A 22,169-nucleotide genomic window follows, 5' to 3' on the forward strand; every position below is an offset into this window, starting at 1 on the left:
CGGCCTGTGGCCTCAGTCAGACCGCATGATGACACCCCTGTTTCAAGTTGCCCTTGGTGGCGCAATCGGTGCCTCGGCCCGGTATCTGACCGGCAACGCGGTCACGCGATGGCTGGGCCATGGTTTTCCGGCTGGCACACTGGTCGTGAATATCCTCGGTTCGTTCCTGATGGGCGTTCTGGTGGTGGCACTTGCCCGCAAAGGCGGTCAGGCGGCAGCACCTTTCCTGATGACGGGGCTGTTGGGCGGGTTCACCACATTCTCTGCGTTTTCACTGGATGCGGTCACGCTGTATGAGCGGGGGCAAGTCGTGGCTGCCAGCGGCTATGTGGTCGGGTCCGTAGTGCTGTCGCTGGCGGGTCTCGTCGCTGGTCTGCTTGTCGCACGAATGGTGCTGACATGAGCGGCGTTCAAGTTATCACAATCGGCCCGGACGAGCCTGAACAACGGCTGGATCGCTGGGTCAAGCGAATGTTTCCGCATGTCGGGCAGGGGCGGATCGAGAAGGGATGTCGCAAGGGCGAATTTCGCGTGAATGGTGCGAAGGTCAAAACCTCGACCCGTATCGCACCGGGCGACGAAGTGCGGGTGCCCCCGTTGCCGGTGCCGGAAGGCGGACAGGACCGTCCGAAACCCCAGCCGCGCGTGTCCGATGCCGATGCAAAGTTGATCAGGTCCTGTGTGCTGTATCGTGACGACCATATCATTGCGCTGAACAAGCCGCCGGGACTTCCGAGTCAGGGTGGCAGCAAACAGTCCCGCCATGTGGACGGGCTTGCCGAGGCGTTGAAATTCGGTCGCGAGGATAAGCCGCGGCTTCTGCACAGGCTCGACAAGGACACGTCAGGCGTTCTGCTGTTGGCGCGCAGCCAGAAGATGGCCGCTGAGCTGACACAGGCGTTCCGAGCGCGCGATACCCGCAAGATCTATTGGGCCTTGGTGGCCGGCGTCCCGCAACCACGTTGGGGCACGTTGCGTTGGGGGCTGGTCAAAGCACCGGGCCATGGCGGCAAAGGTGAAGCGGAAAAGATGATCTGCGTGCATCCGCGGCATGTGGACGAAACACCCGGTGCCAAGCGAGCGACCACCGATTATGCGGTGCTGACAACGTTGGCCAGCCGTGCGGCGTGGGTGGCGCTGGTGCCGGTGACGGGCCGAACCCACCAGCTTCGCGCCCATATGGCCGAGCTTGGTCATCCGATTGCCGGTGACGGGAAATACGGTGGGTCAAGCCAGGAAAACCTGGGCGACGGGTGGGGCGCGCAATTGGGCGGCGAGTTATCGAAGAAACTGCATCTGCACGCCCGCTCGATCACGTTCACGCACCCGGTGACAAAGAAACAGGTAACGATCACCGCGCCGCTGCCCGAACATATGCAGCGGACGTGGGACTATATGGGCTGGCAGGATGGCGACGTGTCCGCCGACCCGTTCGAGGATTTGGAATGAGGGATGCGCCGTTGCGATTGGCTGTGTTCGATGTCGATGGCACGCTGATCGACAGTCAGGATTTTATCGTCGAAGCGATGAACCGCGCGTTTGGAGCGATGGGTGTACCCCTGCCCACGCGGAACGAGGTGCTGTCGATTGTGGGGCTGTCGCTGCATGACGCTATCCAGCGTCTTGTGCCGGGCTTGAGCGCGCCTGAAGTCGCCGAGGCGTCACACCAATACAAGGACATGTTTATCCAGTTGCGCGCGGAAAAAGGGGGCGAGGCATCCGCTCCAATGTATCCGGGCGCGCGGGTGGCGCTGGAGCATCTGCACAGGCGGGACGAGGTGTTGCTGGGCGTGGCAACCGGCAAGGCGCGGCGTGGGCTTGAACATGCCTATGACGCGCATGACCTGCGGCGCTTTTTCGCGACCAGCCAAACGGCTGACAACCATCCGTCGAAGCCTCACCCCTCCATGTTGCATGCGGCGCTGGCCGAAACCGGTGCCGAAGTCGCGCAGGCTGTGATGATCGGCGACACGAGCTTCGATATGGAAATGGGCCGCGCTGCGGGCTATCGCACCATCGGTGTCACCTGGGGGTATCACTCGCGGGAAGGGTTGATTGCAGCCGGCGCCGATCTGTTGGTTGATACCTATGCGGATCTGACAGCAGCCTTGGACGAACTTTGGGGACAAGCATGAGCGACTGGGCGGCAAAACGTTTTTGGAAGCAGGCGCAGGTCGTTGAAACCGAGGGTGGGTATTCGGTCGAACTGGATGGTCGCCCCATCAAGACGCCCGCCAAGAAACCTCTGCGCGTGCCAACTTTGGCGTTGGCCGGGGCAATTGCCAAGGAATGGGACGCGCAGGTTGATAAAATTGATCCTGCCACCATGCCCGTCACCCGCACCGCAAATTCGGCATTGGACAAAGTCGCGCACCAATTCACAGAGGTGGCTGACATGTTGGCCGCCTTTGGTGACAGCGACCTTCTGTGCTATCGCGCCACCCATCCCGAAGAATTGGTGGCCCGTCAGTCGGAACTCTGGGACCCGCTGCTGGACTGGGCGGCGGATGCGTTGGATGCGCGGTTGCGTCCCGTATCGGGAATCATGCACCAACCACAGGATGGTGATGCGTTGGCCCGGCTCACGAAACAAGTGCATGCACTGTCGGATTTCGAGCTGGCGGGCTTCCACGACCTGGTGGCGATCAGCGGATCACTAGTATTGGCGCTAGCCGTTACCTCCGAAAGGTTATCTGTGAACGAGGCATGGGAACTGTCCCGGCTGGATGAGTCCTGGCAAGAGGAACAATGGGGTGTTGACGAAGAAGCCTCGGAACTTGCAGAGAAAAAACGTATCGACATTGTGAACGCGGCGTGGTTCTTCCACGCCAGCCGCCGCGAAACATAACGCAACCAATACGTTAGCCTCGATAATATTCTTGCTTTCCTCTAGGTTAAGCATCGCAATTCGCGATGTTGCCCTTGACGATAACTGATCAATTCTTTCAAACTCCTACCCATGTTGAGAGGGGTCTGTCCTTTCGCAGACATGGATGTGGCCAATATGGCTGCGCAATAGCCCGAAACAACGGGCAACTATCAGGAAGAGGTAAACATGAAAAAAACCGTTTTTCTTGGCGCACTGACTGTCGCCAGCTTGGCTGCTGGCGCTTCGGCAGCTGCGACCCTTGATGATGTCAAGGCGCGTGGCAAGCTGAACTGTGGTGTGACCACCGGTCTTGTCGGCTTCGCCGCACCGGACGCAAACGGCAAGTGGGAAGGTTTCGACGTCGGTATCTGCCGCGCTGTGGCTGCTGCTGTGCTGGGTGACGCAAACGCGGTCGAGTTTGTTCCGACCACGGGTAAGACGCGCTTCACCGCTCTGGCTTCGGGTGAGGTCGATCTGCTGGCACGTAACACGACCTGGACGCTGTCGCGCGACGTCGACCTGAAGTTCGACTTCGTTGGCGTGAACTACTATGACGGCCAGGGTTTCCTTGTCTCGAAAGAGATGGGTGTAAGCTCTGCCAAGGATCTGGACGGTGCAACCGTCTGTATCCAGACTGGCACCACCACCGAGCTGAACCTGGCGGATTTCTTCCGCGCAAACAACATCAGCTATGAACCCGTGCCGATCGAAACCAACGCTGAAGGTCAGCAACAGTATCTTGCTGGTGCGTGTGACACCTATACCACCGACGCTTCGGGTCTGGCCGCGACGCGCGCCACTTTTGAAGACCCGTCGGCACACGTTGTTCTGCCGGAAATCATCTCGAAAGAGCCGCTGGGTCCGCTGGTCCGTCACGGCGATAACGAGTGGGGCGACATCGTCCGCTGGACGCTGAACGCGCTGATCTCGGCAGAAGAGCTGGGCATCACGTCGACCAATATCGGTGAACTGTCGGCGGCAGCGGGCGACAACCCGGAAATCAACCGTATGCTGGGCACCGAGGGCAACCTGGGCGAAATGCTCGGCCTTGATGCGGACTGGGCCAAGCGCGCCATCATGGCAGGCGGCAACTATGGCGAGTTGTTTGCCAAGAACATCGGCGAAAGCACCCCGATCGCTTTGGCCCGTGGCCTGAACGCTCAGTGGAAAGATGGCGGTCTGATCTACTCGCCGCCCTTCCGCTAAAACATCCTGGGAAAGGGCGTGGAGCTTCCACGCCCTTTTCGTTTCTATATGAACGCACCTTGGCACCGCGGCTCGATCCGCAGTTAAACAAACAAAGCCAAGGGCAACGGGGACGTCATCAATGACAACTATAACCGACCCTCATCAGGGCCAGTTCCGGCTATCCATGCTGTTGTATGACAGCCGGTATCGCTCGATGACCATCCAGATTGTCGCTTTGATCGGCTTTCTGATGCTTATCGGCTGGCTGCTGTCGAACACCGCCCAAAACCTTGCCGATCTTGGGAAAGAACCCAGTTTCAGCTTCATGATGGAACCTGCGGGTTACGACATCAACCAACGTCTTCTGGATTATGATTCACAAGACACCCATTTGCGCGCATCGCTTATGGGACTTCTGAACACACTTCTCGTTGCTGTGATGGGTTGTATTGCCGCCACCGTGATCGGAGTGATCATCGGTGTTCTGCGCCTGTCGCCAAACTGGATCGTGTCGCGGCTGTCCGCCGTCTATGTGGAAGGTTTCCGCAATGTGCCGGTCCTGCTGTGGATCGTGTTCATCATGGCGGTTCTGATCGAAACCCTTCCGCAACCCAGTGCCTTCCGCAAAGGCGAGGCGACCATGTCCCTGGGGGATAGCGTGGCGGTCACAAACCGCGGGATATACATTCCCGAACCGCTGTTTTCGCGCAGCTTGGGTGACGTTCATCTTCTCGGCACTTCCAGCCTTCGTTTCGATGTCAGCCTTGACCTGCTCGCTCTGCTGGCCGTGCTGATTGCGGGCATTTTGACCTCGGTGCTGATCAAACGCCGGGCAGACGTCGTTCAAGAGGCCACGGGCGTGCGCCCCCGCACATGGCATTGGCGTCTGGGCGCCATCGTCGTGCCGTTTCTGTTGGTCCTGATGGTCCTGGGGTTCTATCTCGGCTATCCCGCCCTGAAGGGTTTCAACTTCCAGGGCGGCACCCATCTTCGCAATTCGTTGATCGCCCTATGGCTCGCGCTATCGCTTTATACCGGGGCCTTTATCGCCGAAATCGTGCGCGCAGGAATTCTGGCCGTTTCCAAAGGTCAGACCGAAGCCGCCAGCGCGCTGGGACTTCGCGCAAACCGCACCATGAGCCTTGTGGTCCTGCCGCAGGCTCTGCGGGTGATCATTCCGCCGCTGATTTCGAACTATTTGAACCTTACAAAAAACAGCTCGCTGGCGATTGCCGTGGGCTACATGGACATCACGGGCACCTTGGGTGGCATCACAATGAACCAGACAGGTCGCGAGCTCGAGACGGTTCTGCTGCTCATGCTGGTGTATCTGACGATCTCGCTGACGATCTCGGCGGTGATGAACTGGTACAACGAATCCGTGAAGCTGAGGGAGCGCTGATATGTCTGATCTATCTTATGTCCGCTCAGAAATGTTGCCCGAACGCGCCCCGCCTGCATCGCAGATTGGCGTCGTGGGCTGGGCACGCGTCAATTTGTTCAACGGGATCGGCAACTCGATCCTGACCATTCTGGCGCTTGTCTTTCTGTGGTCGGTTCTGTCGTTTCTGATCCCATGGGTGTTTGCACCAACATGGAACAGCGCGTCCCTGAACGAATGCCGCGAGATTTTTGGCGCCGATGGCGGCCATAGTTCGGCCTGCTGGGGGGTGATCCGGGAACGCTGGGTGCAACTTCTTTTCGGCTTCTATCCTGAAGCAGAACGCTGGCGGCCAGTCGTAGCCTTCGCGCTGCTGTTTGTGGCGCTGATCCCGGTGCTGTTCAACATGATCTCGCGTCGGATGAACTGGGTGCTGCTTCTCGCGGTGCTTGGACTGGCCGCGCTTTATCTGGCCGGCGTGCTGGGGATCATCCTTGGATTGGCATTGTTGGGCGCGGCTGGTTACATCGGCTTCCAGGCATTTTCGACCACGAAAGAGGATCGTGCCGCCCAAATTGCGTCAGGCGCAAAGCGCCTTCCCAATCCGCTGATCTTCTCGGCGATCTTCCCCTTCATCGCGCCTTGGCTGCTCTGGGGCGGGTCGATCTGGTTGCCAATTGGTGCGGCTTTGGGCTTTGTGGTCGGCTACTTTGCGTTTCGCTTTCTCGCGCCCATCACAGGCACTTTGGCTGGGTTGATCATCGCGGTCTTGGCGGCGCTGGCCTGGTGGATGGTCTTCACGGTTGGGTTCGCAGATCTTGTGCAAAGCATCATTCCCATCGGGCTTGAGGCTGTTGAAAGCCGTAACTTCGGGGGCTTCATGCTGTCGATCACCATCGGCGTCGTTGCCATTGCCTGCTCGCTGCCCATCGGCATCGTCTTGGCCTTGGGCCGTCAGTCGGATTTGATGATCGTCAAGGCGCTCTGCGTCGGCTTTATCGAGTTCATTCGCGGTGTGCCGCTGATCACGTTGTTGTTCGTGGCGTCCACGCTGTTGAACATCTTCCTGCCACCCGGCACTAACTTCGATATCATCCTCCGGGTGTTGATCATGGTGACGCTCTTCGCCGCGGCCTATATGGCCGAAGTGGTTCGGGGCGGGCTCGCAGCCCTTCCCAAGGGCCAATACGAGGCCGCAGACGCGCTTGGGCTTGATTACTGGAAAGCGCAACGCCTGATCATCATGCCGCAAGCCCTGAAGATCTCGATCCCCGGGATCGTGTCGACATTTATCGGCGTGTTCAAAGACACGGTGCTGGTGTCAATCATCGGCCTGCTTGATCCGTTGGGACTGTCAAATGCTATCCGTGCAGACCAGGACTGGAACGGAGTGGTATGGGAGCTTTACGGCTTCATCGCATTCATGTTCTTCATCTTCTGTTTCTCGATGTCGCGCTATTCGATGTATCTCGAACGCCGACTTCGCACGGACCACCGTTAAAGGAGAGACTTATGTCTTCTATTACTCTCGAAACCCATGCCGATCGTTCCAAGATGGAAGTGTCGGACGAGGTTGCCATCGAAATCAGTGGCATGAACAAGTGGTACGGATCCTTCCACGTGCTGCGCGACATCGACCTGACTGTCTATCAGGGCGAACGAATCGTTATCGCCGGGCCGTCTGGTTCGGGTAAATCGACACTGATCCGATGCATCAACCGGCTTGAGGAACATCAGGAAGGTAAGATCATCGTGGATGGGACCGAGCTGACCTCGGATCTGAAAAACGTCGACAAGGTGCGATCGGAAGTGGGGATGGTGTTTCAGCACTTCAACCTGTTCCCGCACCTGACCATCCTGGAAAACTGCACGCTGGCGCCGATCTGGGTGCGCAAGACGCCCAAGAAAGAGGCCGAAGAAGTCGCGATGCACTTCCTTGAGAAGGTCAAGATCCCCGAACAGGCCCACAAATATCCGGGCATGTTGTCGGGGGGCCAGCAACAGCGGGTGGCCATCGCCCGCTCGCTCTGCATGATGCCGCGGATCATGCTGTTTGACGAACCGACCTCGGCGCTTGATCCTGAGATGATCAAGGAAGTGCTGGAAACCATGGTTGAACTAGCCGAGGAAGGCATGACCATGCTCTGCGTGACCCACGAAATGGGCTTCGCGAAAGAGGTCGCCAACCGCGTGATCTTCATGGATGCCGGTCAGATTGTGGAACAGAACGAACCCAACGAATTCTTCAACAACCCACAGAACGAACGGACCAAACTGTTCCTCAGCCAGATTCTCTGATCTGCACACCCGTCAACCAAGAAACCCCGCACCGTCCCGTGCGGGGTCTTTACGTCTGCGGCCGGCCGTTTCTTCTGGCCAAAAATATCCCGGGGTGAGCGGCAACGCCGCGAGGGGCAGCGCCCCTTTTTCAAATCATCGCCTCAGATCAGCTCGCGCGGGATGACAAAATCAACGACCCGCCCGGTTCCCCAATCCACTTCCGTCCATTTGTCCACATCAAATTCTATCACAGACGTTGCAGCTGTTGGGTAGTGTTGAAACTTTGGGTGGGGATGACGTGTGATAGCCAGCCGTCTGGCCATGAAAGCAGAGCCAGGGTTGTGGGCGACGATCATCACCGTGTCCGTCTCGGCCGATTTGAGCGCGATTAGCATCGTCTCTGGGTTTGCAAGATACAGCGCGCGGGAATAGGTCGCCTTGGGGGCTTTGATGAACTTGTCCGCGATCAGCGCCCATGTTTCACGCGTGCGCGCGGCGTCCGAGCACAGAACCGTGTCAGGCACATACCCCTGCGCCGCCAGCCAGCGCCCGATGGCCTTGGCCGAGGCGCGCCCGCGCTTGTTCAACGGTCGGGAATGATCATCCAGATCAGCGTCACCCCAGCTGGATTTAGCATGTCGGGTCAGGATCAGGGTCAATGTCATGTTGGGTTAAACGCTTTCATGTGAAATGCAGACTGAGCGGCCAACCTGCCATAGTTTTGGCTGACGGGGCAAGCACGGCGCGCGGCGCATCCCGACCCCATGCAATCAGTGCTGTCGTCGCCGTTCAGATGGGCAAGGCATGTGGTGATATCGTATCCATTTGATCCCAACGCGCCAACCGGGCAAGCGCTGCGGCACGGGGCCGGGCAGTCATTGCAGGGACAGGTAGCAGCGGTCTGAAGGTCCATGTGACCGGTCAGTCTGATCGCGCCGCGATAGCTGACCCACAGACCGGCGGTGTCATGAACCAACAGTGTTACCGGCGATTGCCACGCCCGACCAGATCGCAAGGCCCAGTCAAAAAATGGCGGATAGGGTGGCCCGTCAGATGGAAAGATTGCCTGTCCTGCCCAACGGTTGGCCAAATCAGTGATCGCGCATTTCGACCAACGATCCATCGGGTCGGGCAAACCGTCGGCATATTCGGCACTTTCGGTGAATCGAGCCCAGAACCCCGGCTCAAGTGGACCCAGCAGAACTATCGTGTCCGGTCCATCATGCAGTGCCCCGAAAACATCCAACTGAAGGGTGCGTGCTTCATGCGTCAGATCGACTAGGGTCACTTGCGGCGAAACGGCAGCAGCAGGCTCCAGCCCAGTTTTGATGGATTGTCGTCTTGCCATTCCAGCCCAATCACCATGTCATCATGCCCATCCCGGGGTTGATCTGTGTATGTCTTGAACATACGATCCCAAATCGACAAGCAGAAGCCATAGTTACTGTCTGTTTCATCTCTGTGAATGGAATGGTGAACGCGATGCATGTCTGGCGTCACCAATACCAACCGGAGCCACCGATCAAGACCCAGCGGCAATCGCATATTGGTGTGGTTGAACATGGCCGAACCGTTCAGAATGACCTCGAAAAGGATCACGCCCAGGGCTGGTGCGCCCAGAAGGTAAACCATACCGATCTTGATGACCATGGACGCTGCGATCTCGGCTGGATGAAACCGGAGTGCAGTGGTGACATCAAAATCTCGGTCGGCGTGATGCACTCGGTGCATCCGCCACAAGACGGGCACCTTGTGAAACACGACATGTTGCGCCCAGATCGCCAGATCAAGGATCAGCATGGCCGCGATGACCTCGACCCACGCGGGAAAATCTACCGTGTTGAAGACCCCCCAGCCCTGTGCTTCCGCATCCAGCGCAGCGCCAACCGCCAGCAATGGCATCAACAGTGCCATCAGGCGCAGGGTCAGGCTGTCGATCACGATGATTGACAGGTTTGTAAACCAGCGCGTCTGCCGTGGCTGTGTGCGGGGGCGACGCGGCACCTTGGCCTCGACAATCGCGAACAGTGCGAACAGGCCAAGAAAGGTGCCCAGCCGAAGAATGAGTTCGTATTCCATGGGGTGAATTTATGGACTGCCACACCAAGCGCAAGACAAATTCGCGCGATATGGCGTGTTGCGTCGATCAGGCGCGGATCAGTGACCCCGCACCGTGATCGGTATAAAGCTCCAACAAGCAGGCATTGGGCGCGCGACCATCAAGGATAACCACCGCCCTTACGCCGCCATCAATCGCGGCCAGCGCGGTTTCGGTCTTGGGTATCATCCCGCCCGCAATCACGCCAGAGGCAGTCATGTCGCGGATTTGCACAGGCGTCAGTTGGGTCAGAACCGCGCCATCGGCGTTCTTCACACCTTCGACATCCGTCAAAAGAAGCAGGCGATCCGCCTTCAGACCAGCCGCAATCGCCCCGGCCATCGTGTCGCCGTTTATGTTGTAAGTCTCGCCATTCCGACCAGCACCCAGGGGGGCGATCACCGGAATCGTTTCTGCCGCGGCAAGATCATGCAGGATCGACACATCCACTTCGGAGGGTGTTCCAACGAATCCAAGATCCGGGTTCGTCTGATCGCAAGTGACAAGTCCCGCATCTTTGCCGGACAGGCCCACAGCCTTGCCGCCCTCGGCGTTGATGGCTTGCACGATCCGCTTGTTGACCGCGCCGGACAGAACCATCTCGACCACCTCAACTGTGGCCGCATCCGTCACGCGCTTGCCGTTCACAAACTCGCTTTTGATCTGCAACCGATCCAGCATCGCGTTGATCATCGGCCCGCCGCCATGCACGACCACGGGTTTTACACCCACCTGACGCATCAGGACAATGTCGCGCGCAAAGCTGGCCATCGCCTCGTCATCGCCCATGGCATTGCCGCCAAACTTGATAACGACGGTTGCGCCGGTATAGCGCTGCAAATAGGGCAGGGCTTGGGACAGGGTGCGCGCTGTGGCGATCCAATCGCGGTTCATATCTTGGGTCTTCATTCCAATATCCTCGTGCCCCACCGTGTTAGAGCCTTGGTTCCTCCATGCCAAGTCCCATTGCGCGCGGCCGGTGTGCTGATAGGGTTGCCGCGAAACCGACCGAGGGAACCCTGATCATGGCTGATAGACAAAAGACCCTTTTGCTGACGGGGGCCAGCCGTGGCATTGGCCACGCAACCGTGCGTCGGTTCAATCTGGAGGGCTGGCGGGTGATCACCTGTTCGCGGCACCCTATCCCCGAGGAATGCCCATGGGGTGGGGCCGGTGAAGATCACGTGCAACTGGATTTGTCCGACCCCGCCGACACGATCAATGCGGTCGGGGTCATTCAGGACAAGCTGGACGGCCGGTTGGATGCATTGGTCAACAATGCCGGCATTTCACCGAAAGGACCGGATGGTGAGCGATTGAGCACTTTGAACACAGACCTGATGGACTGGGGCAAGGTGTTTCACGTCAATTTCTTCGCCTCGGTCGTTCTGGCCCGAGGGTTGAAGGATGAACTGGCCGCCGCGAAGGGTGCGGTTGTGAATGTGACATCAATCGCGGGTGTCCGCGTTCATCCGTTTGCGGGTGCAGCCTATGCAACATCGAAGGCCGCATTGGCCGCGCTGACCCGTGAAATGGCGCATGATTTCGGCCCGCTAGGAGTGCGTGTGAACGCCATTGCGCCGGGTGAAGTCGAAACCTCGATCCTGTCGCCTGGGACCGACAAGATTGTCGAGAAGGTGCCAATGCGGCGATTGGGCCAGCCGGAAGAAGTCGCCGCCGCGATCTATTTCCTGTGTTCGGATGACAGCTCTTACATCTCGGGAACCGAGATTGAAGTGAACGGCGCACAACACGTCTGATTGCACGTTAGTCCAGCGTGGCGATGATTGCGCGCAAGGTTTCGATCCCCAGTCCTTTGTCGGACGAGGTCAGCACCAGTTCGGGAAAGGCAGCCGGGTGTTTGGACAACGCGCCACGCACCTGGGCCAAGATATTCTCGCGATCTTTTTCTTTCACCTTGTCGGCTTTGGTCAAAACCGCCTGAAAGGTCACGGCGGATTGGTCCAGGAGCGACATGATCTCGTCATCTACGGGTTTCACGCCGTGACGCGCATCGATCAAGACGAAGGCCCGCCGCAAGTTCTGACGGCCCGAGAGGTAGGACTTCAACAGTCGCTGCCATTTCTCGACCACCTTTACCGGCGCATTGGCATAGCCATAGCCCGGAAGGTCCACCAGATAGGGGCCATCAGTTGTCGTGAAGAAGTTGATTTCCTGCGTGCGGCCAGGTGTATTCGATGCGCGCGCCAACCCTTTGCGTCCGGTCAGGGCATTGATCAGGCTGGACTTTCCAACATTGGAGCGCCCCGCGAAACACACCTCGATCCGATCCGGTGCCGGCAAGCCGTCCATCGCGACCACACCTTTCAGGAAATCGGTTTCGGCCGCGAACAAAAGGCGTCCGGCCTCACGATCCTGTTGATCGGGCTCGTCTGCAAGGGGAAAGGGAAGCTGGTTCATGCGATGACCTCGACCGGGCTGTCGACGTGAACACGACCGGGTTTGGTGACATAGCCATAGACGCCGAATTCCTGATGGTCCCAACCTTGATTCAACGCGCCCAAGGTGTCGGCATCGCGTTGGCCGGTGCGCGGGTTGGCAGCGGTGGCAAGGCACCGTGTGATTTCTTCCCTGACCTCTATCTCGACCTCACCGACACGAACGGTTTTACCGACCCAGTCCTTCTCCTCCCACGCGTCAAAGCCTGTCAGGAACAGGTTTCCACGCCAGCGCAGCGGCGACAATTCTTGCCCAAGCTGCTTTTCGACCGCGGCATGAGAGGCCAGATTGATCAGCGAGACCGACGGAAAATCCGTGTCTGTCATGCCGCGATCCGCCTTCACGATGCGGACGGGTGCTGCCCGATTTGCTGGGCAAAGGGGGATGACCCATTCGATGAACCGTGCGTGATCCTCGGCTCGGTCGGGGTTGAATGTGATGCCGGGCTGACTTGGATGGGTTAGCGTGACCGTGTTACTGGCAGCATCAAAACTGGCCTCCAAAGCCATCAAAGACGGCGCCTTCGCCCCGCGCGAAAAGTTTGAACATGGCACCCATCTGTTGGAATGTTCTAACTTGGCAGCCTCATGTGCCACGGCCCAATGACGATCATAGGGCAGACATTCGTCTGCCCTAAGCGTCACGTGCAAAAGGGGTTCACGCCCGTGCGACTTGATCGGATGCCGCCAGATTTCGGCGACATGCGCCATTATCCCACGTCCTTCGACTTGCGTTTGAAGGTTTTCAATACATTGCCCAGCACATTGGGCTTGTGCCCGTGGCTGCGCATGATGGTGTATTGCTGGATAAAGGTGATCGTGTTGTTTGCAATCCAGTAAACCACAAGGCCCGATGCAAACTGTCCCAGCATGAACATGAACACCCATGGCATCCACGCAAAGATCATTGCCTGAGTCGGGTCGGTGGGCGCGGGGTTCAGCTTCTGTTGCAACCACATCGAGATACCAAGGATAATCGGCAACACACCCAGAGACGCGATCGCCAGCAGGCTTTCCGGCCCCGGAGGCGCAAAAGGCAATAGGCCAAACAGGTTCAGGATCGAGCTGGGATCGGGCGCAGAAAGGTCTTTGATCCAACCGATCCAGGGCGCGTGACGCAGCTCCAGCGTCACGAAGATCACTTTATAGAGCGAGAAGAAGATCGGGATCTGAAGCAGGATGGGCAGACAGCCCGAGGCCGGGTTGACCTTTTCCTTCTTGTAAAGCTCCATCATTTCTTGCTGAAGTTTTGCCCGGTCATCGCCGGCACGTTCTTTCAGCTTCTCCATCTCAGGCTGAAGCTCTTTCATCTTCGCCATCGAGACATAGGATTTATAGGCGAGCGGGAACAAGATTGCCTTGATCACAAGTGTCAGACCGATAATCGCCCAACCCATATTTCCGATCACGCCGTTCAACCAGTGAAGGACGGCGAAAATCGGTTTTGTCAGAAAGAAGAACCAGCCCCAATCAATCGAGTCGATGAATTTATAGATGCCGTCTTCGTTCTGATAGGCGCGGATGGTTTCCCATTCTTTCGCACCGGCGAACAGCCGGGTCTCGACACTGGCCGAGGCACCGGGCGCGACGTCCTGCGTCGGCATTCTGATCTGTGTCTGATAAATGTCCGATTTTTCGGCATAGCGCACGACAGAGGTGAAGTCCTGACCCGGTTCCGGGATCAGCGTGGTCATCCAATAGTGATCGGTGAAGCCGATCCAGCCATTTTCTTCCACTTGAGCCACGTCGGCCCGCGCGCCTTCGCGTTCGTCAAATGAAAGATCGGCCACATCGGAATAGTCGGTTTCTTCCAGTTCTTTATCGACCTGACGAATGACGCCTTCATGTAGGATAAAAAATCCTTTCAGGTTCGACGGTTCACCGTGACGCGCCAACACACCATAAGGTGCCATGCGGTGGGCGGTATTGCTTGTGTTCTCGACCGACTGATTGATGGTGAACATGAAGTTTTCGTCGACGGAGACAGTGCGACGGAACACCAGCCCATTGCCATTATCCCAGCGCAACGTAACCGGCGTTTCCGGCGTCAGTTTGGTGCCGGTTTCCACTGTCCAGATGGTGGTTGGACCGGGGACGTCTTCCAATGTCGTCTGTCCGCCCGGTGTCCAGCCATACAGGGCGTAATACGCCTCGGCCTCGCCCGTGGGGCGCAGCAGTTTGACGATGTCACTGTCTTTCGACAGCTCGACGCGATAATCTTTCAGCTTAAGGTCATCCAGACGTCCACCAAGTAGGGAAATCGATCCGGCGAGCTCGGGCGTGTCGATTTCGACGCGGCCAACATTGGCCTGTTCGGCTGATACATCTGTGGTTGTGGCAGCAGTGGCAGCCGCGCTGTTGGCGTCAGGAAGGGCGGGAACGACTTGACCTTCGTCGGTCACCTGCTCGGTCGGCGTGGTGCTTTCGACGGGTTCAGCCGGAGGAAACATGATCATCCATCCAGTGATGACGAGAAAACTCAGCACTGTTGCGAGGATCAGGTTCTTGTTTTGGTCGTCCATCGGGGCCTACCACTCATCAATTTCGGTCAGAGTGGTTCAACAGGGCAGGGCGCAAAAGGTCAAGCAGTTTTAAGGTGCGCGCCCCGTGCATTCCGGAAGATCCAGGCCTTATGCAAGCTTGGGAACAACCATATCCGGCGCCCTTTTTTGTTGATGCATCAAAGCCCATTCCAGAAACGCAGGGGCAGGCATCGGCTTGGCAATCACATAGCCCTGTGCATGGTCACAGCCCAATGTGGCAAGCATTGCATGTTCTGCATGGGTTTCGACCCCCTCTGCAACCGTGCCGATATCCAGTTGTTTCGCGATGGTCAGGATGGCCGAGATCATGTTTTGTTGGTCCGGGTCGGTGTCGATATGGGTGACGAAGGATCGGTCGATCTTGATCCGATGGACGTTGAAGCGTGCAATGCTGGCGATTGCCGCGTTCCCTGTGCCGAAATCGTCAAGATCTATCTTGCATCCCGAAGCCGCCAACGCATTGACGTTGTGGATCGCGACGTCGTCTTCGGTTTGGGCGATTACATTTTCAAGAATTTCGATCACCAAGCGTTCGGGTGGGGTGTCGAACCGATCCAGTTCCCATTTGATTTTCTCGCTTAATGTGGGGTTGTTCAACTCGTCGGCCGAGACATTGACCGCTACAGCCGGCACAATCAGCCCATCACGATCCCAGTCGCGCACAGCCGACAGCGCATCAAACAGTACGACTTCACCCAGTCGCTCCATCAGCCCCGCCTTGGCGATGGCGGGTAAAAACGCCCCGGGTGCGATTGGCCCCATGGTTGGGTGTTGCCACCGTGCCAGTGCCTCGCAGCCGGTGATGCGTCCCGTTTTCACACAGACCTGAGGCTGAAACCACGGTTTGATCTGGCCTTCATCCAACGCACAAAGCAGAGTGTCGCGGGTGTGTTCAACCCGTCCGACACGTGGAGCCATACCGTTAGAAAAGGCGCGAATCGATCCTGGCCCGGACTGAATCGCAACGGCAAGCGCACTTTCGGCAGCAGCAAGTAGCGCCTCGCCTGTGGCTTCGGGCGACCGGCCCGGCAAGGCGAAGCCCACGCAGGACGACAGCAAAACCCGAGTCTGACCCAGCGAGATCGGGTCGCTGACAGCGGTCTGAAGCCGGGCCGCCAATTGCAGCGTGGCTTCCAGGTCTGCGCGCTGCCGCTTGTCGATCGAGAAGCCAAATCGACCCGGCTCCAGCGCGCAGACCAGATCGGATTCGCGCAAAGCTGTCCGCAATCGGTCCGACACAGCACGAAGCACATGGTCGATGCCATCCGTGCCAAGCTGTTCGGCCAGTTTTCCAAAATCGTCGATTTCAATGACCATGCACGATTTCTCAAATTCTGCATTGGGTCTGAAGCCGAGGTCCAATTGTTCAAGCAGCTTGACGCGTCGCGGCAGTCCGGTGGTCGTGTCAATTTTTTGAAGCACTGGCGGCGATGGACGAGTCATTGCGCCGCCGATGGCCAGCAGACCCGGAAACAGGATGGCGACCAGAAACATCAGTTGTTCGCCGCCATACCAGTAGGCGAAAACCATGATCGCTGGCAGAAAGGCTGCCAAATGCGGTGCTTTCAATACCGCGCGAATACGTCGTTTTACTTCCTCTGCACCCTGAACTACCGCCATGACAGGTTCCTTTTGTCGCGCGTCACACACCCATGTCGGCAATGCAAATGCCACCCTGGTCAGGGACAAAATAGGAACGTGTGGTCAATCAGAGGTTAATCTGTGCCGGAAAATTAGAGCGAATTGTCCTGATCTTCTGCCGTGCTTAGCATCAGACCTTTGAAGTCGAACAGTTGCGGGTCCAGAAGGTGGCTGGGGCGCGTGTTCATCAGGGCTTTGAACATGATTTGGCGGCGACCGGGAAAGTTCGCCTCCCACCCGTCCAGGATTTTCTTCACCTGCTGTCGCTGCAATCCGTCTTGCGACCCGCACAGATCACAAGGGATAATCGGATAGTTCATCTGGGTGGCGAACTTCTCGCAATCTTTTTCGGCGACGTGGGCAAGTGGGCGATATACGAACAGGTCGCCTTCTTCGTTCACAAGCTTTGGTGGCATGGTGGCCAATCGCCCACCGTGAAACAGGTTCATGAAGAAGGTTTCCAGAATGTCGTCACGGTGGTGTCCCAGAACCACGGCCGAACAGCCTTCTTCGCGCGCTATTCGATACAGATTGCCACGGCGCAGTCGCGAACAAAGCGAACAGAAAGTGCGCCCTTGCGGGATCTTGTCCATGACGATCGAATAGGTGTCTTCGTACTCGATCCGGTGGGGCACCTGCATCTTTTCAAGGAACTCGGGCAGGACGGTGGCGGGGAAACCCGGCTGCCCCTGGTCAAGATTGCAGGCTACAAGCTCGACCGGGAGGACACCGCGCCATTTCAGCTCGTACAGCGCGGCCAGCATCGTATAGCTGTCTTTGCCACCAGACAAGCAGACCAGCCATTTCGCCCCGCGTTCGACCATGCCGTATTGGTCCAAGGCTTCGCGCACATTTCGCATGATGCGTTTGCGCAGCTTCCTGAACTCGGTGGTCGAGGGTGCGCCGTGAAACAGCGGGTGAATATCGTCCAGTTGGTCGCTGATAATATCGGTCATGGGCGGGCGTCTAAGCACTTTGGCGGCGTCTGGCAAGCGTTCGTAATATTTGCGGCGTGCTCTTGTGACCGCCGGGATATCAAGAACCGTCTTCAAAAGCCGCAGGCCGTGTTCGTCGGGCCACGATCCGGTCAGTCCGGGGGTTTGCAGTCGTGATCAGCGCCAGGCACCGGGTCATAGCCGCACGACCCCCACGGATTGCAGCGCGCAATCCGTTTTGCGGCCAACCATCCACCTTTGATCGCACCATGCGTCTGCAACGCCTCAAGCGCATAGGCGCTGCATGTCGGTTGATATCGGCAACTCCAACCGACCCATGGGCTAAAGACCATTCGATAGGCGCGGATTGGAAGTGACAAGAGATAGGCGGCGGGGTTCATGATTTCTGACGCGGTGTGTGTATTTGTCTAATGGCGCGGACCAGGTCCGCTTGCAGTTCAGTGTAATCACGACTGGCGGTCTTTACAGCGCGACCGATCAGCACGTAGTCCCATCCCGGCTTGCCATGGGTCGGCAGAATGTCGTTGGCAATTGCGCGCAAGCGGCGTTTGGCGCGGTTCCGGGCGACGGCGTTGCCGACTTTCTTCGAACATGTGAAACCAACGCGAATCTGCGCGGGCGGGGCCGCTTCATCGGCGCATCGCTTGCGTGCTTGCAACAGAAAGGCAGGTGCAGGTGCGCGCCGGGCGCGGGCGGCGGCCAGAAAATCACGCCGCTCGGTCAAGGTCGCAATCTTTGGATCATCTGTACAAACGGAAACCGCCGCAGGCCCTTCGGCCTCGGCGGTCTTCGTAATGTCAGCTTTGGGCGCAGACATGACTGCGGCCCGACGGCTTATGCGCTCAGCGACTTCCGACCGCGTGCACGGCGCGCGTTCAGAATCTTACGGCCAGCCGCAGTTGCCATACGCGCACGGAAGCCGTGGCGGCGTTTGCGAACCAGGTTCGAAGGTTGGTAGGTGCGTTTCATCGCCCGTCTCCGTCAATTGCTTCCCAATCCCGGTGGATTCGGAGCGTGTGTCATTCGAAGCCCGGTCTATAGGGGTCATTGACGGGCAAGTCAAATGCCTGATGCAGAATTTTCCGGCAATTGTTACAGGCGGGAACGATTTGATCATCTCGGTTCAACCACGCGTGATGTGGGTGGGCAAGGGGGGTATTTCACCCCATCCTGTTGCGAACCCCACGCGGCCCGACGCCGCACAGGCACCGGAGCCGCATATGATGATGATCGAACCAAAGACGCAGACGCCCAAACAAGTCCAGCACCCCTTGCTGCGCCGCCTTCCGATTATCGCCATTCTGATCGTCGCCATTGTTGGGGCAATCACCCTCCGCGATTATCTAAGCTTCGAGACACTGGCGCAGAACCGCGAGGCGCTTCTGGCGTTTCGCGACGCCAACTATCTGATGACGGTGCTGGTGTTCACATTGGCCTATGTCTTGATCGTCGGCTTTTCACTGCCCGGCGCGACAATTGCCACGTTGACCGGCGGGTTCCTTTTTTCAACCTTTCCCGGGGTGTTGTTCAACGTGACTGGCGCCACGATAGGGGCCGTGATCATCTTTCTGGCAGCCCGCTGGGGATTGGGCGAGAAGCTGGCCGCCCGGATGGAAGCCAGCGAGGGTAAGGTGAAGGCGATCAAGGATGGAATCGACGAAAATCAATGGTCGGTTTTGTTCCTGATCCGGCTTGTCCCCGCGGTGCCCTTCTTCGTGGCCAACCTGATCCCCGCATTGGTCGGGGTGCCACTCTATCGCTTTGTGTTCTCAACGTTCCTTGGGATCATGCCTGGTGCGCTGGTCTATACATCCGTCGGCGCCGGGCTGGGCGAGGTTTTCGCCCGTGGTGAAACCCCCGATCTGGGCATCATTTTCGAACCCCACATCCTTCTGCCCATATTGGGACTGGCGGCGCTGGCCGCCCTTCCTATGGTGCTGAAGCGTTTCAAAAAAGGAGCCTGAGATGGTCAAACGTATCATAGTTGATGTTTGCGTCATCGGGGCCGGCTCTGGCGGTCTGTCCGTGGCATCAGGCGCGGTTCAGATGGGCGCCTCCGTTGTGCTGCTGGAAGGCCACAAGATGGGCGGAGACTGCCTGAACTATGGCTGTGTGCCGTCCAAGGCGCTGCTGCACGCCGCAAAGACGGGGATGGGTTGGGACGACGCCCACGCCCATGTGCGCCAGACCATCGCGACCATTGAACCGCACGATTCGGTTGAACGGTTCGAGGGGTTGGGCGTGCGCGTCATTCAGGATTATGGCCGGTTTATCTCGCCGACCGAGGTCGAAGTGGGCGACGATGTCATCGAAGCGCGCCGCTTTGTGATTGCCACCGGCTCGTCGCCCTTGGTGCCGCCCATTCCCGGGTTGGACAAGGTACCGCATCTAACGAATGAAACGCTTTTTGACCTGGAAGAACAGCCCAAGCATCTGTTGATTATCGGCGGGGGGCCGATTGGCATGGAAATGGCGCAGGCGCATCGGCGGCTGGGCAGCAAGGTGACGGTGATCGAAGGGGCGAAGGCGCTGGGCAAGGACGACCCGGAACTGGCGGCGCAGGTGCTGGATGTCTTGCGGGGCGAAGGCATCGCTATTGAGGAAGAGGCGTTGGCCGCCGAGGTGCGCGGAAAGGTTGGCGCGATCGAGGTGGAGGTCAAAGATGGCCGCGTCTTCACAGGCACACACCTTCTGGTGGCTGTAGGTCGGAAAGCGAACACCGAAAAACTGAACCTGAAAGCCGCAGGCATCGAACCCACGCGTGCAGGCGTCAAGGTGGACGACAGCCTGCGCACCACGAACCGCAAGGTCTATGCGATAGGTGACGTGGCGGGCGGGCTGCAATTCACACATGTGGCGGGCTATCATGCCGGTGTCATCATCCGCTCGATGTTGTTCGGGTTGCCGTCCAAGCAACGCACAGATCACATCCCTTGGGCGACTTATACATCCCCCGAACTGGCGCAAATCGGTTTGACCGAAGCCGAAGCGCGTGAAAAGCATGGCGACGGGCTGGAAGTTGCCCGGTTTGATTTCGCTGGCAATGACCGCGCCATCGCCACGCAGCAAACCGATGGGCGGATCAAGGTGATGGTGGTCAAAGGCCGCCCCGTGGGCGTGTCCATTGTCGGGCCGGGCGCGGGCGAGATGATCAATCTTTGGGCGCTGGCACTGGCCAATAACCTGAAGATGAGCCAGATCGCCGCCATGGTCGCGCCCTATCCCACGATGGCGGAAGTCAGCAAACGTGCAGCAGGGGCCTATTTCTCGCCGCGACTGTTTGATAACCCTTGGGTCAAGCGGATTGTCGGACTGGTGCAACGGGTCCTGCCGTGATGATGTAACAGCGGAGCACGCGCCGTGTTTAACACCCTTTCAGGACGTTTCCTGATCCTGACGACCCTGTTCGTCATGTTGGCCGAAGTGCTGATCTTCGTGCCATCGGTTGCGCGGTTTCGCGAGGATTACCTGCGCACCCGACTGGAACGCGCGCAGATCGCGTCGCTGGTGCTTTTGGCCGATGACATGATCGCGCCGGAACTGGAAGTGGAGCTTCTGGAAAACGCCGAGGTTTACAACGTTGTATTGCGTCGCGATGAAGTGCGCGAGTTGATGCTGTCCTCGCCCATGCCTGCGGCGGTCGATAAAAGTTTCGATCTGCGCCAATCGACACCTTTCACCCTGATCCGTGACGCGATGGTGCGCCTGTTCACGCCAGAACCCGAGGTGATCCGCGTGATCGGCGACCCGGTGCGTGAAGGTGGGTTGGTGATCGAGATTACCATGATGACGGGCAAGCTGCGCAGCGCGATGCTGGAATATGGTCTGAACATCTTCTATTTATCGGCCGTCATCTCGGTGATCACGGCGGGTCTTTTGTTTCTGGCTGTGCGCTCGCTTATGGTGCGACCGATCAAACGGGTCGTCGGTAATATGAAAGACTATGCCATCGACCCCGAGGATGCGCGCAGGATCATCCAGCCCAGCACAAATGTCACCGAGCTACGAGAGGCCGAGCTTGCCCTGAAAAGTCTTCAAACCGATCTGACCAGCGCGCTGAAACAAAAAGAACGGCTTGCGCAGCTGGGTGGGGCAGTTGCCCGGATCAGCCATGATCTGCGCAATATTCTGACGACGGCGCAACTGTTTGCCGACCGCATGGAAAGCAGCAAGGATCCGATGGTCAAACGCATCGGACCGAAGCTGGTGAACTCGATCCATCGTGCGGTTAGCCTGTGTGAAAATACGTTGACTTTCGGCAAGGCGGAAGAACCCGCGCCGGCATTGGGTTGGGTTGCCTTGGCCAATTTGGCAGGCGACATATTCGATAGCGAACGGCTGGCCGCAGGGGACCATGACATATCTTTTGCCGAGGATATTCCCACCGGGATGACGTTGCGCGCCGATCCCGAGCAGCTTTACCGGGTCTTGTCCAATCTCGTGCGCAATGCTCGACAGGCAATTGTGGCTTCGGGCAAGCCGGGTGAAATAGCCGTTCAGGCAACCGAAACGAGCAAGGATTGGCAGATCCGGGTGGCCGATACCGGGCCGGGCCTTCCAAAACCCGCGCTGGAACATCTGTTTCAACCCTTCGCGGGCACCAATCGCAAGGGTGGATCTGGGTTGGGGCTGGCGATTGCGGCCGAACTTGCGCGGGGGCATGGCGGGACGCTGGTGCTGGAGCAAACAGGTCCAGGCGGAACCACGTTCCTTCTGACTTTGCCAAAAGAGGTCGTGCACGCCTTGTGACTATT

At 58.3% G+C, this 22,169-nt stretch carries 24 protein-coding genes; 12 read left to right on the forward strand and 12 right to left on the reverse strand.

Going from position 1 to position 22,169, the window contains the following annotated elements:
• The first annotated feature begins 25 nt into the window (after nt 1–25).
• The 8 genes from crcB to AC13C8_RS04390 all read left to right on the forward strand — a co-directional run bounded on the left by crcB (nt 26) and on the right by AC13C8_RS04390 (nt 7,736).
• A complete protein-coding gene (gene crcB, locus AC13C8_RS04355) occupies nt 26–403 on the forward strand; it encodes a fluoride efflux transporter CrcB (RefSeq protein ID WP_091431960.1) in 378 nt (125 codons plus the stop codon).
• A complete protein-coding gene (locus AC13C8_RS04360) occupies nt 400–1,449 on the forward strand; it encodes an RluA family pseudouridine synthase (protein ID WP_482846486.1) in 1,050 nt (349 codons plus the stop codon). The genes crcB and AC13C8_RS04360 overlap by 4 nt, the downstream gene beginning before the upstream one ends.
• The gene (locus AC13C8_RS04365; RefSeq protein ID WP_482846487.1) at nt 1,446–2,135 is read left to right on the forward strand and encodes an HAD-IA family hydrolase; all 690 of its coding nucleotides are present in this window, start codon (nt 1,446–1,448) and stop codon (nt 2,133–2,135) included. Before AC13C8_RS04360 ends, AC13C8_RS04365 begins: the two co-directional genes overlap by 4 nt.
• Nucleotides 2,132–2,848 (forward strand): ATP12 family chaperone protein, encoded by a 717-nt coding sequence (locus AC13C8_RS04370; protein WP_482846488.1) that lies wholly within the window; start codon nt 2,132–2,134, stop codon nt 2,846–2,848. Before AC13C8_RS04365 ends, AC13C8_RS04370 begins: the two co-directional genes overlap by 4 nt.
• A gap of 207 nt (nt 2,849–3,055) precedes the next feature.
• On the forward strand, nt 3,056–4,075 hold the full coding sequence (locus AC13C8_RS04375) for an amino acid ABC transporter substrate-binding protein (RefSeq protein ID WP_091428196.1): 1,020 nt from the start codon (nt 3,056–3,058) through the stop codon (nt 4,073–4,075).
• A gap of 121 nt (nt 4,076–4,196) precedes the next feature.
• Entirely contained in the window at nt 4,197–5,459 is a 1,263-nt protein-coding gene (locus AC13C8_RS04380) for an amino acid ABC transporter permease (protein ID WP_091428198.1), read from the forward strand.
• A gap of 1 nt (nt 5,460) precedes the next feature.
• Nucleotides 5,461–6,939, forward strand: a complete 1,479-nt coding sequence (locus AC13C8_RS04385) for an amino acid ABC transporter permease (RefSeq protein WP_482846489.1) — start codon at nt 5,461–5,463, stop codon at nt 6,937–6,939.
• A gap of 11 nt (nt 6,940–6,950) precedes the next feature.
• Complete coding sequence (locus tag AC13C8_RS04390; protein ID WP_091428201.1) at nt 6,951–7,736, forward strand: amino acid ABC transporter ATP-binding protein; 786 nt, start codon at nt 6,951–6,953, stop codon at nt 7,734–7,736.
• 143 nt (nt 7,737–7,879) lie between these two features.
• Here AC13C8_RS04390 and AC13C8_RS04395 read toward each other — a convergent pair whose 3' ends face one another.
• The 4 genes from AC13C8_RS04395 to argB form a co-directional block, all read right to left on the reverse strand.
• Complete coding sequence (locus AC13C8_RS04395) at nt 7,880–8,383, reverse strand: SixA phosphatase family protein (RefSeq protein WP_482846490.1); 504 nt, start codon at nt 8,381–8,383, stop codon at nt 7,880–7,882.
• Nucleotides 8,380–9,006 (reverse strand): ferredoxin, encoded by a 627-nt coding sequence (locus AC13C8_RS04400; protein WP_482846491.1) that lies wholly within the window; start codon nt 9,004–9,006, stop codon nt 8,380–8,382. Before AC13C8_RS04400 ends, AC13C8_RS04395 begins: the two co-directional genes overlap by 4 nt.
• Nucleotides 9,003–9,797, reverse strand: a complete 795-nt coding sequence (locus tag AC13C8_RS04405; protein WP_482846492.1) for a sterol desaturase family protein — start codon at nt 9,795–9,797, stop codon at nt 9,003–9,005. Before AC13C8_RS04405 ends, AC13C8_RS04400 begins: the two co-directional genes overlap by 4 nt.
• Nucleotides 9,798–9,864: 67 nt before the next feature.
• On the reverse strand, nt 9,865–10,725 hold the full coding sequence (argB, locus tag AC13C8_RS04410) for an acetylglutamate kinase (protein ID WP_482846493.1): 861 nt from the start codon (nt 10,723–10,725) through the stop codon (nt 9,865–9,867).
• Between the two features lie 116 nt (nt 10,726–10,841).
• Between argB and AC13C8_RS04415 the strand changes: the two genes are divergently transcribed.
• Nucleotides 10,842–11,576 carry an SDR family NAD(P)-dependent oxidoreductase gene (locus AC13C8_RS04415; RefSeq protein WP_091431963.1) on the forward strand — a complete coding sequence of 245 codons (735 nt, stop codon included), beginning with the start codon at nt 10,842–10,844 and terminating at the stop codon, nt 11,574–11,576.
• 7 nt (nt 11,577–11,583) lie between these two features.
• Here AC13C8_RS04415 and yihA read toward each other — a convergent pair whose 3' ends face one another.
• The 8 genes from yihA to rpmH form a co-directional block, all read right to left on the reverse strand.
• Nucleotides 11,584–12,237, reverse strand: a complete 654-nt coding sequence (gene yihA / locus AC13C8_RS04420; RefSeq protein ID WP_091428208.1) for a ribosome biogenesis GTP-binding protein YihA/YsxC — start codon at nt 12,235–12,237, stop codon at nt 11,584–11,586.
• Nucleotides 12,234–12,989 (reverse strand): MOSC domain-containing protein, encoded by a 756-nt coding sequence (locus tag AC13C8_RS04425; RefSeq protein ID WP_482846560.1) that lies wholly within the window; start codon nt 12,987–12,989, stop codon nt 12,234–12,236. Before AC13C8_RS04425 ends, yihA begins: the two co-directional genes overlap by 4 nt.
• Entirely contained in the window at nt 12,986–14,797 is a 1,812-nt protein-coding gene (yidC, locus tag AC13C8_RS04430; protein WP_482846494.1) for a membrane protein insertase YidC, read from the reverse strand. Before yidC ends, AC13C8_RS04425 begins: the two co-directional genes overlap by 4 nt.
• 108 nt (nt 14,798–14,905) lie before the next feature.
• Nucleotides 14,906–16,438: a putative bifunctional diguanylate cyclase/phosphodiesterase gene (locus tag AC13C8_RS04435; protein WP_482846495.1), complete on the reverse strand. Its 1,533-nt coding sequence runs from the start codon at nt 16,436–16,438 to the stop codon at nt 14,906–14,908.
• Between the two features lie 113 nt (nt 16,439–16,551).
• The gene (gene ttcA / locus AC13C8_RS04440; protein ID WP_091431965.1) at nt 16,552–17,403 is read right to left on the reverse strand and encodes a tRNA 2-thiocytidine(32) synthetase TtcA; all 852 of its coding nucleotides are present in this window, start codon (nt 17,401–17,403) and stop codon (nt 16,552–16,554) included.
• Between the two features lie 143 nt (nt 17,404–17,546).
• Nucleotides 17,547–17,795, reverse strand: coding sequence for a membrane protein insertion efficiency factor YidD (gene yidD, locus AC13C8_RS04445; protein WP_482846496.1), 249 nt, complete (start codon nt 17,793–17,795; stop codon nt 17,547–17,549).
• Nucleotides 17,792–18,232, reverse strand: a complete 441-nt coding sequence (gene rnpA / locus AC13C8_RS04450) for a ribonuclease P protein component (RefSeq protein WP_482846497.1) — start codon at nt 18,230–18,232, stop codon at nt 17,792–17,794. Before rnpA ends, yidD begins: the two co-directional genes overlap by 4 nt.
• Nucleotides 18,233–18,249: 17 nt before the next feature.
• Nucleotides 18,250–18,384: a 50S ribosomal protein L34 gene (gene rpmH / locus AC13C8_RS04455; RefSeq protein ID WP_091428219.1), complete on the reverse strand. Its 135-nt coding sequence runs from the start codon at nt 18,382–18,384 to the stop codon at nt 18,250–18,252.
• Nucleotides 18,385–18,641: 257 nt separating this feature from the next.
• On the opposite strand from rpmH, the gene AC13C8_RS04460 reads away from it, so the two are divergent.
• From AC13C8_RS04460 to AC13C8_RS04470, 3 genes are read left to right on the forward strand one after another with little or no spacing between them, the layout of a single operon-like run.
• Complete coding sequence (locus tag AC13C8_RS04460) at nt 18,642–19,379, forward strand: TVP38/TMEM64 family protein (protein WP_482846561.1); 738 nt, start codon at nt 18,642–18,644, stop codon at nt 19,377–19,379.
• Nucleotide 19,380: 1 nt separating this feature from the next.
• Complete coding sequence (locus AC13C8_RS04465; protein ID WP_482846498.1) at nt 19,381–20,751, forward strand: dihydrolipoyl dehydrogenase family protein; 1,371 nt, start codon at nt 19,381–19,383, stop codon at nt 20,749–20,751.
• Between the two features lie 24 nt (nt 20,752–20,775).
• The gene (locus AC13C8_RS04470; protein ID WP_482846499.1) at nt 20,776–22,164 is read left to right on the forward strand and encodes a sensor histidine kinase; all 1,389 of its coding nucleotides are present in this window, start codon (nt 20,776–20,778) and stop codon (nt 22,162–22,164) included.
• Nucleotides 22,165–22,169 lie beyond the last annotated feature (5 nt).

The organism is Aliiroseovarius sp. B-4, from assembly GCF_056857795.1.

Excerpts from the sequence above, each read along its gene's own strand:
- crcB (WP_091431960.1), top strand. The coding sequence starts at position 26 with ATGATGACACCCCTGTTTCAAGTTGCCCTTGGTGGCGCAATCGGTGCC.
- AC13C8_RS04360 (WP_482846486.1), top strand. The coding sequence starts at position 400 with ATGAGCGGCGTTCAAGTTATCACAATCGGCCCGGACGAGCCTGAACAA.
- AC13C8_RS04365 (WP_482846487.1), top strand. The coding sequence starts at position 1,446 with ATGAGGGATGCGCCGTTGCGATTGGCTGTGTTCGATGTCGATGGCACG.
- AC13C8_RS04370 (WP_482846488.1), top strand. The coding sequence starts at position 2,132 with ATGAGCGACTGGGCGGCAAAACGTTTTTGGAAGCAGGCGCAGGTCGTT.
- AC13C8_RS04375 (WP_091428196.1), top strand. The coding sequence starts at position 3,056 with ATGAAAAAAACCGTTTTTCTTGGCGCACTGACTGTCGCCAGCTTGGCT.
- AC13C8_RS04380 (WP_091428198.1), top strand. The coding sequence starts at position 4,197 with ATGACAACTATAACCGACCCTCATCAGGGCCAGTTCCGGCTATCCATG.
- AC13C8_RS04385 (WP_482846489.1), top strand. The coding sequence starts at position 5,461 with ATGTCTGATCTATCTTATGTCCGCTCAGAAATGTTGCCCGAACGCGCC.
- AC13C8_RS04390 (WP_091428201.1), top strand. The coding sequence starts at position 6,951 with ATGTCTTCTATTACTCTCGAAACCCATGCCGATCGTTCCAAGATGGAA.
- AC13C8_RS04395 (WP_482846490.1), bottom strand. The coding sequence starts at position 8,383 with ATGACATTGACCCTGATCCTGACCCGACATGCTAAATCCAGCTGGGGT.
- AC13C8_RS04405 (WP_482846492.1), bottom strand. The coding sequence starts at position 9,797 with ATGGAATACGAACTCATTCTTCGGCTGGGCACCTTTCTTGGCCTGTTC.
- argB (WP_482846493.1), bottom strand. The coding sequence starts at position 10,725 with ATGAAGACCCAAGATATGAACCGCGATTGGATCGCCACAGCGCGCACC.
- AC13C8_RS04415 (WP_091431963.1), top strand. The coding sequence starts at position 10,842 with ATGGCTGATAGACAAAAGACCCTTTTGCTGACGGGGGCCAGCCGTGGC.
- yihA (WP_091428208.1), bottom strand. The coding sequence starts at position 12,237 with ATGAACCAGCTTCCCTTTCCCCTTGCAGACGAGCCCGATCAACAGGAT.
- yidC (WP_482846494.1), bottom strand. The coding sequence starts at position 14,797 with ATGGACGACCAAAACAAGAACCTGATCCTCGCAACAGTGCTGAGTTTT.
- AC13C8_RS04435 (WP_482846495.1), bottom strand. The coding sequence starts at position 16,438 with ATGGCGGTAGTTCAGGGTGCAGAGGAAGTAAAACGACGTATTCGCGCG.
- yidD (WP_482846496.1), bottom strand. The coding sequence starts at position 17,795 with ATGAACCCCGCCGCCTATCTCTTGTCACTTCCAATCCGCGCCTATCGA.
- rnpA (WP_482846497.1), bottom strand. The coding sequence starts at position 18,232 with ATGTCTGCGCCCAAAGCTGACATTACGAAGACCGCCGAGGCCGAAGGG.
- rpmH (WP_091428219.1), bottom strand. The coding sequence starts at position 18,384 with ATGAAACGCACCTACCAACCTTCGAACCTGGTTCGCAAACGCCGCCAC.
- AC13C8_RS04460 (WP_482846561.1), top strand. The coding sequence starts at position 18,642 with ATGATCGAACCAAAGACGCAGACGCCCAAACAAGTCCAGCACCCCTTG.
- AC13C8_RS04465 (WP_482846498.1), top strand. The coding sequence starts at position 19,381 with ATGGTCAAACGTATCATAGTTGATGTTTGCGTCATCGGGGCCGGCTCT.